Raw genomic sequence first — 11,569 nt, forward strand, 5'->3', positions numbered from 1 at the left:
GCCCCGCGGCTCGGTTACTTGTTGCGGCGGTACGAGTCGCCGAAGCGCTTCTGGAACTTCTCGACGCGCCCCTCGGTGTCGATGAACCGCTGCTCGCCCGTGTAGAACGGGTGGTTGCCCGACCAGACGTCGACGTGCAGTTCCGGCTTCGTGCTGTAGGTCTCCATGACGACCTCGCCGTCGCAGATGACCTTGCAGGGCACCATCTTGGGGTGGATGTTCTTCTTCATCGCGTTCCTCCGCGGGCGCAAGGCCCGGTCGTGTCAACCCTGGGATGTTAGCACGGCGGAAGCGTCAAAGCTAACCGGCGTCAGGGCCCGCGCGCTCTGCGAGCTGGCGCTTGATGCGCGTCACGATGGCGCCCATGCCGCGAAGCCGCATGGGCGAGATGAGTTCTGCCAGGCCCATCGCCTGGTAGAAGTCGTCGGGAACGCCCATGACCTCCGCGACCGTCGCTCCCGCCAGGCCGGCCCCCACCACCGCCGCGAAGCCGCGGGTGGTCGGCGCCTCGGGCGGGGCGTCGAAGAGGAGCTCGACGACCCCGTCCGGCCCGGCCTCCGCCCGGAGGAAGAGCGGCGTCTGGCACTCGTGCACGCGTTCGAGGTCGGCGACCACGCCCGGCGGGAGCGGGGGCAGCTTGTTCGCGTACTCGAGCAACAGCGGTAGGCGGAGCGAGGCCGGCGCCGCCGCGAAGTCGGAGACGATCGACTGCAACCTGGCCGGGATGCTCATCCGAGCAGACTAACAGGAGGCGGGCGCTGGTCGCGGTGTATCCTGACGGCGCTGATGGTGCGACTGCCTCCGACCGTAGAAGTGGGACCCCAGGGCGCCGTGCGCGGCGCCCTCCGCGTGCCCGGCTCCAAGAGCATCACGAACCGCGCCCTAGTCGTCGCGGCGCTCGCGCGCGGCGAGACGCTGCTGCGCGGCGCCCTCGTGGCGGAGGACTCCGAGGTGATGCTGCGGGCCCTGGGCGCGCTGGGCGTCCGGGTCGGTTCCGTGGGAGGCGACCTGCGGGTCGTCGGCGCTGCCGGTCCCGTGCCCGCCGGCGCGGCCGACCTCGACCTGCGCCTCTCCGGCACGAGCCTCCGCTTCCTGGTCGCCGTGGTGGCGCTCGGCCGGGGCCGCTTCCGGCTCGACGGCAACGCCCGCATGCGCGAGCGGCCCATCCAGGAGTCGCTCGACGCCCTGACGGCCCTCGGCGCCCAGGCGACCAGTGAGTTCGGCAACGGCTGCCCGCCGGTGACCGTCGTGACCGACGGGCTCCGGGGCGGCACCGTGCGCGTGCGGGGCGACAGGAGCTCGCAGTTCCTCTCGGGCCTGCTCATGGCCGCGCCGTACGCGCGCGGTCCCGTCACCCTCGAGGTCGAGGGGGAGCTCCTGAGCAAGCCGTTCGTCGACATGACGCTCGACATCATGCGCGACTTCGGCGTGACCGTGGAGCGCGACGGCTACGAGGCGTTCCGGGTCGTACCCGGCGGCTACGTCGGGCGCGACTACGCGGTCGAGGGGGACGCCATGGCCGCCGGCTACTACTGGGCGGCGGCGGCCGTGACGGGCGGCCAGGCCCGCGTCTGCAACATCGGGAAGGGCACGCGCCAGGGCGACGCGCGCCTCGCCAAGGTGCTCGAGGCGATGGGCTGCGAGGTCACGTGGGGGTGCGATCACGTGAGCGTGCGTGGACCGCACGGCGGGCGCCTCCGCGGTTCCCAGGCCTTCGACCTCAACGACATGCCGGACCAGGCGCAGACGCTCGCCGTGGCGGCGCTGTTCGCGGACGGGCCGGTGCGGATCTTCAACGTCGGCAACATGCGCATCAAGGAGACCGACCGCCTGGCCGCCATGACGACGGAGCTCTCGCGCCTCGGCGCGCGGGTGGAGGAGGGGGACGACGAGCTGACCGTCCACCCGTTGGCCGTCCCCCCGCCCGGACCGGTCCTCCTCGAGACCTACGGCGACCACCGCATGGCCATGTCCCTCGCCGTCGCCGGCGCCCGCCTCCCCAACGTGATCATCAAGGACCCCGGCTGCGTGGCGAAGACCTACCCCGACTTCTTCGACGACTACCTGGGCTTCCTGGCCGGGCGGTCGGCGTGAGCGGGGCAGACTGCGCCGGGGAGCAGGGCGCCGACCCGAGTTCCGGGAGCGGGCCCGCGCGCGTGGTGATCACCATCGACGGCCCGGCCGCTTCCGGCAAGTCGAGCGCCGCGCGGCTGTTGGCGCAGCGCCTCGGCGTCGCCTACGTGTCGAGCGGACTCCTCTACCGGGCCGCCACGCTACTGGCCCTGCGCCACGCGGCGCCGCTCGACGACGAGGCCGCGCTACTGGCGTTGCTGGCGCGGCACGACGTGCGCCTGCACCCCGGTGCCGCCGCCAACCGGCTGACCGTCGACTGGGCCGACCTCACTGACGACCTCCACACCGACGCGGTCGACGGCAGCGTGTCGGCCGTCGCGCGACATCAGGGCGTGCGCGCGTGGGTGAACGCGCGCCTGCGCGAGATGGGGGGCTCGTTCGTCATCGACGGCCGCGACATGGGCACGAGCGTCTTCCCGGACGCGGTGGCCAAGTTCTACCTGACCGCCGACGCCCGGGTGCGAGCGGCGCGCCGAGCGGGGGAGCGCGGCGCCGCGCTGGAGGCCATCGCGGCCGAACTTACGCGCCGTGACGAGCGCGACCAGCGCCAATCGGTTCCCGCCCCCGACGCTCAGGTGATCGATACGAGCGCGCTCACCCTGGCCGAGGTGGTGGAGCGGATCTTGGCGGCGGTGCTGCGCGTCCTGCCCTACAAGGCGGTCACCACTTGAACCTGGCCGCCCGCTTCGTCAAGCCGGCGTCGGCACTCTCGCGCGTGGTCCTGGCGAGCACGGCGCACAAGCCCGAAGCGCACCCCCTGGCACGCGAGCTGGGCGAGCTGCTGGAGCGCGCGGGCGTGGCGGTGGCCTACGACCTCGACGGCTCGGGCGCGCTCGAGGAGCACGCCCGCGGCGCGGACCTGGTCGTGTCGGTGGGGGGCGACGGCACGCTCCTGTCGGCCGCCCGTCGCCTGGCGGGCTCCCCCGTGCCGCTCATGGGGGTCAACCTCGGCAAGCTCGGCTTCCTGGCGGAGTTCGGGGCGGACGAGGTCCTCCGCTTCGCTGCCGCCGGCGAGGTGCCCTCGTGGCCCGTGCGCGAGAAGATGATGCTCGAGGTCCGCATCAAGGGGCGGCCGGGCGCCAGGCACGCCCTGAACGACGTGATGCTGTCGCAGGGGGTGATGACGCGCCTCGTGAGGGTCCGCATGCGCGTCGACGGGGCGTACGCGACCGAGTACCGCGCGGACGGCCTCGTGGTGTCCACGCCGGTGGGTTCGACGGCGTACTCGCTGTCGCTGGGGGGGCCCATCCTGGACCACGCCCTGCGCGCGCTCGTCGTCACGCCCGTGGCTCCCCACAGCCTCACCAACCGGCCCATCGTCCTGCCCGGCACGTCCGTCATCGGCCTGCAGGTACTGACGCGCTCGGACGAGATAGCCATGGTCATCGACGGGCAGGAGCGCGTCGACCTCGAGGTTGGGGACACCATCCTCCTGACGGCGGCCGAACGCGGGCTCATGCTCGTGTCGACCGGGAGGCGCAGCGCGTTCGACGTGCTCCGCCACAAGCTGGCCTGGGGCGAGGGGCCGCTGCCACCACTACCGCTCGAGTCGTGACGGGCCGGTCCCTGCGCGGGGCGCAGGCGGCCCGCGCCGACCTCCTGGTCGTGAGCAACGGCCACGGCGAGGACCTGGTGGCGGGGCGCGTCGTCGGGGCCCTGCTGGCGCTGGAGCCGGGCCTCCGCGTGCACGCCCTCCCCGTGGTGGGGTGCGGGCCCGCCCTGGCGCGGTCCGGCGCCCAGCTGGTCGGGCCGCGCCGCGAACTCCCCTCCGGCGGGCTGACGATGCACTCGGCGGCTCACCTGGTCGCCGACCTGCGGGGCGGGCTCGTGGGCCTGACCGTGCGACAGGTCGCCTGGCTGGCGCGAACGCGGCCGCGCGCCGCGTTCGTGGTCGGCGACTTCTACGCCCACGCCCTCGCCGCGCTGACGCGCGCGCCGCGGCGCGTGCTCCAGACCCTGGTGTCCGTTCATCACGGGCTCGGCGGGACCGCGAGCCCCGGGCGCTACTTCATGGAGCGGTTCCGCCGGCCGGAGCTGGCCCTTATGCGGCGCAGCGCGATGGTCTACGTGCGCGACGCCGCCACGGCCAGGCACCTGCGGGGGCTGGGTCTCGCGCGCGTGGCATACCTCGGCAACCCGATGATGGACGGTCTCGAGGGGCGGCAGCTCGAGGGCAGCGGCGACGCCGTGGGGCCGCGCGTCGCCCTCCTGCCCGGGAGCCGCGCCTACGCCCTGCGCAGCGTCGCCATCATGGTGGCCGCACTGGAGCGGCTGCCGGGGGCGTTGGGGTTGGTGGCGTGGACCGGGCGGACGCCGCCGGCGCCCCCGGCGGGCTGGGAGAGCGACGTGGCAGTGGCGCCCGGCGTCGTTGCGGCCTGGCGCAACGGCGCCACGCGCCTGTGGTGGGTGGTCGACCGCTTCGCCGACGTGCTGAGGAGCGCCGACGTCGCCGTGGGCACGGCGGGCACCGCCGTCGAGCAGGCCGTGGGACTGGGAGTCCCCGTCGTCACCTTCCCGCTGGCGCCCGATCACTCCGCAGCGTTCGTGGCCAACCAGGCGCGCCTGCTCGGCGCGGGGGTGACGCAAGGCGTCGGGGAGCCGGCGGCGCTGGCCTCGACCCTGGCCCGCCTGTGGCGGGACGAGGGCGCCGCGGCCCGGGCGCGCGCGGCCGGCGCGGAGCGGATGGGGCCGCCCGGCGCCAGCGCGGCGCTCGCCGCCGACCTGCGGGACTGGCTGAGGGACCTCGCCGCCGCCGACGAGTAGGTGGGTCGCTGACGTCCGCAGCGGGAGGGGCGTCAGTCGCCCGTGGGCGTCAGGACGTCGCCCTCGGGCTCGGTGGGCGCTGCCACGGTGCGGCTCGTTCCCTCGCCCAGCAGCTCAGCGAGGCGCGAGACGCAGCGGTGATGCTTCTTGGCGTAGGCACCCTCGCGGTAGGAGGGGTCGAAGACGTCCTGCAGGGCGCCGACCCCGCTCGCCCGCAACCCGACCTGGCGATCGTACGCCTTGTCAACGAAGTGAACGAAGCGCAGTGCGTCGTTCTGCGACGCCAGCGGGGCCACGCCGTGCAGGTAGACCACGCGCACCTGCGCCAAGAGCCCGCCGAACCGGGTCGGGTGAACGCTCCGCAGCAGGTCGAGCAGCTCCAGCCAGCTCAGCGAGAGCCGCGGGCCCGGCGCGCGCTCCGTCGCGATGCGCCTCGACAACTCCGCCTCGCTCGTCCACGACCCCCGCTGAGCGCGCTGCCTGTAGTCGGGGCCGTCCACCGGGATGACCCGGAAAGACGCCGCCAAGGACTGGATCTCGCGCCTGAAGTCGTCGGCGTTGAAGCGCCCCTGGCCCTGCGCGGCCGGCGGGGTGTTCGAGGTCGTCACCACCGCCGTGCCCGCCGCGAAGCGCGCGGCCAGGAAGGTCTTCACGATGAGGGTGTTGCCCGGATCGTCGAGCTCGAACTCGTCGATGCACAGGAGCTCGGTCGCCGCGAACTCGGCGTGCGCGCCCGCCATGCCGAGCACCCCGATCAGGTAGACGAGCTCCTGGAAGCTCAAGTAGCGCTTCTCGGGCGTATCGGCGGCGGCGTAGGCCGCCGCCAGGAGATGGGTCTTGCCGACCCCGAAGCCGCCGTCCAGGTAGAGCCCGGCACCGGGCGCGGCCTTCGACCTCTGCCACGGCCACCAGGTGGGCGTCGCCCCCCTGCCGCCCGCGCGGTGGCGCCAATCGCGGCCTAGGACGAACTCGCGCAGCTGGTCGCGCGCCGCCGCCTGCGACGGGTGCTGCGGCGCGTAGGTCTCGAACGCGACGCCCGCGAAGCGCGGCGGCGGCCTTAGGTCCTTCGGCGAAGGCGGCGGCGGGGGCTTCAGGTCCGCAACCGTCAGCAGCTCCGTCACGCACGGGAGCCTACCATCCGGGTTTGACGGCCGCCCGGCGGGGCCGTACAGTGACGCTGGTCGCCAGGTCGGGGAAGCCGGTGCGATCCCGGCACTGTCCCGCAACGGTATGTCGCTCGCCACGCCGAGCCCGACGAGTCCGAACACCGGCCCGCGAACCTCACTGCACCCCTTGCGCGGACGAGGGAGGTCGGTGGGCGCGGAGCCTCGCGCCGCGATGACCTCGGGCCACTGCGGCCCACCCCACGCCGATACGGCTGGAACCTCGACCGCGCGGGCCCAAGGAGAAGCTCCATGTCCAGGCGCCTCGCTAACGTCCTCATCGGCCTCCTGCTCCTCGGCACCGCAACCGCCACCTCCTACCCACTGACGGTCGTCGACGACCTCGGTCGCGAGATCGTGTTCGCCGCCGCGCCGACGCGGATCGTGAGCATGTTGCCGAGCCATACGGAGAGCGTGTGCGCCCTCGCCGCGTGCGACGCGCTGGTGGGGGTCGATCGGCACAGCAACTACCCGGCGGCCGTCAGCGCCGTGACCCAGTTGGGCGACGCCTTCGCGCCCGACCTCGAGGCGCTCGTCGCGCTCGAACCCGACCTCGTCCTCGTCGACGAGTACAGCGGGTTGCAGGCGCCCTTGGCCGAGCTCGGCATCGCCGTCTACGCCGGCTCGCCCCAGTCGGTGGCCGACACGTACGCCTTCCTGGAGACGCTCGGCCGCGTCCTCGACCGCGAGACGGAGGCGGCGGTGCTGGTCGGGCGGCTGCGCGGCGAGATCGCCGGGATCGCGGCCGTGCTGGCCGACGAGGTCAGGCCGACGGTGTTCGTCGAGCTCGACCCGACGCCCTACTCGGTCGGCCCCGGCTCCTACCTCGGTGAACTCGTGACGGCCGCCGGCGGCGCCAACATCGTGACCGCCGCCATGGGCGACTTCCCCCAGGTCGACCCCGAGTACGTGGTGCTCCAAGACCCCGAGATCGTGGTCCTCACCGACGCGCCGTTCGGGGTCACCAGCGCCGACGTCGCCGCGCGGCCCGGTTGGGACGGCGTGAAGGCGGTCGTCGCCGGGCGGGTGTTCGAGCTCGACCAGGCCGCCGCCGACCTCCTCAGCCGCCCCGGACCGCGCCTGGCCGAGGCGGTGGAGGTCCTCGTGAGGCTCTTCCACCCCGGCAAGCTCTGAGACCGGGACGGCGGTGACGCGAGCGAGCAGGGGCCGGGGCGGCGGTGGAGACCGCGTCGCGACGCCCACCGGCGGTCGGTCGCCGCTGACCCTCGCCCTGCTGGCGTCCACCGCCGCGCTGCTGGCGGTCGTGGTCGTGGCTGTGGGGCTCGGCAGCGTCACCGTCGAGCCGGGGCAGGTCGTGGCTGCCCTGCTGCGCGGCGTGCGCGGCGAGGAGCTCGGTCCGCTCGACCGCGTCGTGTGGCAGCTCAGGCTGCCCCGCGTCCTGCTGGCCGCACTCGTGGGCGCCGGCCTCGCCCTGGCCGGCAGCGTGTTCCAGGGCGTGTTCCGCAACCCGCTGGCCGAGCCCTACCTGATCGGTACCGCCAGCGGGGCCGGCTTCGGCGCCGTGCTCGTCATGACCGTTGGCGCCGGCGTGCCGCTGTTGGCGCGCCTGGGCGCGCCGCTCGTGGCGTTCGGGTTCGCCATCCTGACGGTGGCGCTGGTGCTCGCCCTCGCTCGGACGGGCGGTGCGGTGCCGACCGTCAGGCTCATCCTGGCCGGGGTCGTGGTGGGGTCGCTGTTCACGGCCGCGACGTCGTTCCTGCTCGTGGCGGCGCGCGAACAGGCGGCCGGCATCCTCGCCTGGCTGCTTGGGGGCTTCGGCTTCTCGACCTGGGGTCAGGTGCGTGCGATGCTCCTCTTCACCCTGCCGGCGCTCGCCCTGGCCGGCGCGTTCGCGCGCGCGCTCGACCTGCTCCAGCTTGGAGAGGAGGGCGCCGCGCTGCTCGGGCTCGACGTCGAGCGCGTGAAGCTCCTCCTGCTCGGCGTCGCCACGCTCGTGACCGCCGCCGCGGTGAGCGTGGCGGGCATCATCGGCTTCGTGGGGCTCATCGTCCCGCACGCCGCCCGGCTCGCCCTCGGCCGACCCCACGCCCGGCTGCTGCCCACGGCGACCGTGTGGGGCGCCGCCTTCATGGTGCTCGCCGACCTGGTCGCCCGCAGCGTCATAGCGCCCGTGGAGGTGCCGGTCGGCATCGTCACCGCCCTGGTGGGCGGGCCGTTCTTCCTCTGGCTGCTGCACGGCAGGGGCGCCGGGGCGTGACGCGCGGGCTCCAGCTGGTCGATGCCTTCGTGGCGTTCCGTCCGGCGGCGGCGCCGGCGCTCGCCGGCGTGACCCTGGGGGTGGCGCCGGGCGAGGTCGTCGGCGTGATCGGCCCCAACGGCGCCGGCAAGAGCACCGTGCTGCGGGTGCTCACGGGCCTCGTCAAGCAGGCCGCCGGCGAGGCGCGGCTCGACGGCCGCCCCCTCGACTCCTACTCGCGCCCGGCGCTGGCGCGGAGGGTGGCTTTGGTGCCGCAGGCGCCGGAGGTGCCGACGGGCTTCCTGGTCCGCGAGTTGGTCGCCATGGGCCGCGCTCCGCACCTCGGCCTGTTCGGGACCGCCCGCAAGCGCGACGACGAGGCCGTGGCGGCGGCGCTGGCGGCCACCGGCACGGGCGGCCTCGCCGGGCGCCGCGTGGAGACGCTCTCGGGGGGCGAACTGCAGCGGGTCGTCTTCGCCCGCGCCCTGGCGCAAGAACCCGCCTACCTGCTCCTGGACGAACCGACAAGCCACCTCGACCTCCGCTACCAGGTCGACCTGTTGCGCTACGCGCGCGCCCAGGCGGCGGCCGGGGTGGGCGTGCTGCTCGTGATCCACGACCTGAACCTCGCCGCGCGCAGCTGCGACAGGCTAGCGCTGCTGGACGGCGGGCGCCTCGCGGCAGCCGGGACGCCGCGGGAGGTGCTCGTCGCCGCGACCGTCGAGCGGGTGTTCAGGGCCCCCGTCGAGGTGCTGCCCGGCGCGGAGCCCGTGATAGTCCCCCGCTTCTGACGAACGCCCCTCAGTGCACGCTAGGCGGGTCGAAGATTCGCTGCAGGCGGATGGCAAGGTCGTAGTAGTCGACGACGGCCTGGGTGGCGGCGCGCCAACCGTGCCGCTCCATGTCGGCGCGGGCGCGGGCGCCCAGGCGGTGACGCTCGCCCGCGTCGTAGAGGAGGGCCCGCAGCTTCTCCGTGAGATCGCCGAGGTCGCCCGGGGTGAACAGCAGGCCGTTCACGCCGTCGTCGATGACGTCGGGGATGCCGCCGGCGCGCGCCCCCACGGCCGGCACGCCCGCCGCCATGGCCTCCATGGCCACGAACCCGAGCGTCTCCGTGTCGGACGGGAAGGCGAACACGTCCGAGCTGGCGTAGGCGGCGGCGAGCTCGAGGCCGGACATGTAGCCGGTGAAGACGGTGTTCGTGCCCTTGAAGCGCCGCTTCAGCTCGGCCTCGGCGGGACCGGACCCGACCAGCGCCAGCCTCACCCCCGGCAGCTGCGTGACGGGGGCGTACAGCCAGTCGAGGCGCTTCTCGAACGACAACCGGCCCACGTAGGTCATCAGGGGCGCGTCCGGGTGACCGCCGGTGAGGCGCTCGCGCATCGCGTTCGTGCGGCGCTCCGGTCGGTAAAGGTCGGTGTCGACGGCCTTGGGCCAGAGCCGCACGCGGCGGATGCCGAGGGCGCGCGCCGACTTGACCATCGGCACGCTCGTGCACAGGTTCACGTGCGCCTGGTTGTGCACGTCGCGCAGGAAGCGCCGCGACGGCTCCTGCAGGATGGGGAGCTTCAGGTGCAGGGCGTACTGCGTGATGTCGGTGTGGTAGCTAGCGAGTAGGGGCAGGTTGCGCTGCTTGGCGAGGGCCGTGCCCCACAGCCCGAGCACCACCGGGTTGACGACGTGCACAACGTCGGGCTGGAAGCGGTCGAGCTCCCGCCCGAGGCGGGGCCGCGGCAACCCCAGGAAGAGCTCCGGGTACCAGGGCCGGAACGGAAGCGCCGGCACCCGCACGACCCGGTGACCGGCGTACGACTCCGGCGGGTCGTGCGGCGCGAACACGATGGCCTCGTGCCCCAGCACGGCCAACTGCTCGAGCGTGCGCGTGATGCGCGTCACCACGCCGTCGACCTTCGGCAGGAAGACCTCGGTGAACAGCGCGATCCTCATGCCGCGGCCGCGTGGATCAGGCCTTGCCCACCGCCTCTTGCGCCCGCTTGGCAAGCGCCGGATCGCCGGGGAGGTTGTCGCGTGTCCAGGTGCTCTTGGCCGGGATCTTGCTGAGGTCGGCGCGGTGCGCGTACCTCCGCGCCACCTCGGTGACCTCGGTGAGTAGCCCGGCCTGCAGCGTCGTGGGCTCGAGCCCCAGGTCGAGGAAGAGGTCGTTGCGCACGAAGAGGTCGTTCTCGGCGTCCTCGCGGCGCGGATTGGGCGTGTACGCGACCTCGCAGCCGGTGAGGCTCGCCACGAGGTTGGCGAGGTCGCGCACACGGTGCGTCTCGGTCATCTGGTTGAGGATCTTCACGCGCTCGCCGCGCGCGGGGGGGTTCTCGAGCGCCAGTTGGACGCACTTGACGGTGTCGGTGATGTGGATGAACGCGCGCGTCTGGCCGCCCGTACCGTGGACCGTCAACGGGTAGCCGACGGCCGCCTGCATCAGGAAGCGGTTCAGGACCGTCCCGTAGTCGCCGTCGTAGTCGAAACGGTTGATCAGGCGCTCGTCGCGCTTCGTCTCCGGGGTGTTCGTGCCCCACACGATCCCTTGGTGGAGGTCGGTGATGCGGAGCCTGTCGTTCTTGGCGTAGTAGGCGAACAGGATCTGGTCGAGCGACTTCGTCATGTGGTAGATGCTGCCGGGGTTGGTCGGGTAGAGGACCTCCTGGCTGACCTTGCGGCCGTCGTCGGTCGTGACCTCCACCTCGAGGTAGCCCTCGGGGATCTTCATGCCGGCCGTGCCGTAACCGTAGACGCCCATCGTGCCGAGGTGAGCCAGGTGGATGTCCTGGCCGCTCTCGACCACCGCCGCCAGCAGGTTGTTGGTGGCGTTGACGTTGTTGTCGACCGTGTAGCGCTTGTTGGCGCTGCTCTTCATCGAGTAGGGCGCGGCGCGCTGCTCCGCGAAGTGCACCACCGCGTCGGGGCGCTCGCTCTCGAGCAGGGCGAGCAGGCCGGCGTAGTCCTGCGCCACGTCGAGGTTCACGAAGCGCATCGCCTTGCCAGTCAGCTCGCGCCAGGCGGCCAGCCGCACGCCCATCGGTTGGATGGGGGTGAGGCTATAGGCCTCGAGCTCGTTGTCGATGTCGCGCCGCGAGAGGTTGTCGACGATGACCACCTCGTGCCCCAAGTTGCTCAGGTGAAGGCTCGTCGGCCAGCCGCAGAAGCCGTCTCCGCCTAGGATGATCACCTTCATGTCGCGCCTCCGTGAGCGTGCCACGTGGCAGCAGCCGCACGGCACGCGAGTTGGGCCAGTCTAGCACCGGGCCGGCCGCGCTCCCGTGCCGACCCGGGAGCGCCGTTCCGGCGGCGCCGACCCGGG

The 11,569-nt window shown here is 73.3% G+C and carries 12 protein-coding genes and 1 riboswitch; of the genes, 7 read left to right on the forward strand and 5 right to left on the reverse strand.

The annotated features are described in order from the left end of the window. Positions 1–14: 14 nt before the first annotated feature. On the reverse strand, positions 15–230 hold the full coding sequence (gene rpmE, locus H3C53_07970) for a 50S ribosomal protein L31 (GenBank protein MBW7916600.1): 216 nt from the start codon (positions 228–230) through the stop codon (positions 15–17). 70 nt (positions 231–300) lie between these two features. After that, a complete protein-coding gene (locus H3C53_07975; protein ID MBW7916601.1) occupies positions 301–732 on the reverse strand; it encodes a SufE family protein in 432 nt (143 codons plus the stop codon). A gap of 63 nt (positions 733–795) precedes the next feature. On the opposite strand from H3C53_07975, the gene aroA reads away from it, so the two are divergent. The 4 genes from aroA (at position 796) to H3C53_07995 (ending at position 4,896) form a co-directional block, all read left to right on the forward strand. Then, the gene (aroA, locus tag H3C53_07980; protein ID MBW7916602.1) at positions 796–2,094 is read left to right on the forward strand and encodes a 3-phosphoshikimate 1-carboxyvinyltransferase; all 1,299 of its coding nucleotides are present in this window, start codon (positions 796–798) and stop codon (positions 2,092–2,094) included. A gap of 62 nt (positions 2,095–2,156) precedes the next feature. Continuing rightward, complete coding sequence (gene cmk, locus H3C53_07985) at positions 2,157–2,804, forward strand: (d)CMP kinase (GenBank protein MBW7916603.1); 648 nt, start codon at positions 2,157–2,159, stop codon at positions 2,802–2,804. Continuing rightward, positions 2,801–3,688, forward strand: coding sequence for an NAD(+)/NADH kinase (locus tag H3C53_07990; GenBank protein ID MBW7916604.1), 888 nt, complete (start codon positions 2,801–2,803; stop codon positions 3,686–3,688). The genes cmk and H3C53_07990 overlap by 4 nt, the downstream gene beginning before the upstream one ends. After that, positions 3,685–4,896: a lipid-A-disaccharide synthase gene (locus H3C53_07995; protein MBW7916605.1), complete on the forward strand. Its 1,212-nt coding sequence runs from the start codon at positions 3,685–3,687 to the stop codon at positions 4,894–4,896. The genes H3C53_07990 and H3C53_07995 overlap by 4 nt, the downstream gene beginning before the upstream one ends. Positions 4,897–4,928: 32 nt before the next feature. On the opposite strand, the gene zapE is transcribed toward H3C53_07995, so the two are convergent. Beyond that, the gene (zapE, locus tag H3C53_08000; GenBank protein ID MBW7916606.1) at positions 4,929–5,990 is read right to left on the reverse strand and encodes a cell division protein ZapE; all 1,062 of its coding nucleotides are present in this window, start codon (positions 5,988–5,990) and stop codon (positions 4,929–4,931) included. 67 nt (positions 5,991–6,057) lie between these two features. Continuing rightward, positions 6,058–6,187: riboswitch (cobalamin riboswitch) on the forward strand. Positions 6,188–6,311: 124 nt separating this feature from the next. Between zapE and H3C53_08005 the strand changes: the two genes are divergently transcribed. The 3 genes from H3C53_08005 to H3C53_08015 all read left to right on the forward strand — a co-directional run bounded on the left by H3C53_08005 (position 6,312) and on the right by H3C53_08015 (position 9,047). Further along, entirely contained in the window at positions 6,312–7,193 is an 882-nt protein-coding gene (locus tag H3C53_08005; protein ID MBW7916607.1) for an ABC transporter substrate-binding protein, read from the forward strand. A 100-nt stretch (positions 7,194–7,293) separates the two neighbouring features. Further along, positions 7,294–8,277 carry an iron ABC transporter permease gene (locus tag H3C53_08010; protein MBW7916608.1) on the forward strand — a complete coding sequence of 328 codons (984 nt, stop codon included), beginning with the start codon at positions 7,294–7,296 and terminating at the stop codon, positions 8,275–8,277. A gap of 14 nt (positions 8,278–8,291) precedes the next feature. Then, positions 8,292–9,047, forward strand: a complete 756-nt coding sequence (locus H3C53_08015) for an ABC transporter ATP-binding protein (GenBank protein MBW7916609.1) — start codon at positions 8,292–8,294, stop codon at positions 9,045–9,047. A gap of 10 nt (positions 9,048–9,057) precedes the next feature. Here the strand turns inward: H3C53_08015 and H3C53_08020 are convergent, their stop codons facing one another. Both H3C53_08020 and H3C53_08025 read right to left on the reverse strand, forming a co-directional pair. Next, positions 9,058–10,203, reverse strand: a complete 1,146-nt coding sequence (locus tag H3C53_08020; protein ID MBW7916610.1) for a glycosyltransferase — start codon at positions 10,201–10,203, stop codon at positions 9,058–9,060. A gap of 16 nt (positions 10,204–10,219) precedes the next feature. Next, the gene (locus H3C53_08025; protein MBW7916611.1) at positions 10,220–11,443 is read right to left on the reverse strand and encodes an NAD-dependent epimerase/dehydratase family protein; all 1,224 of its coding nucleotides are present in this window, start codon (positions 11,441–11,443) and stop codon (positions 10,220–10,222) included. Between the last annotated feature and the right edge of the window lie 126 nt (positions 11,444–11,569).

It is taken from the genome of Trueperaceae bacterium, from assembly GCA_019454765.1.
Taxonomy (GTDB): Bacteria; Deinococcota; Deinococci; order Deinococcales; family Trueperaceae; genus JAAYYF01.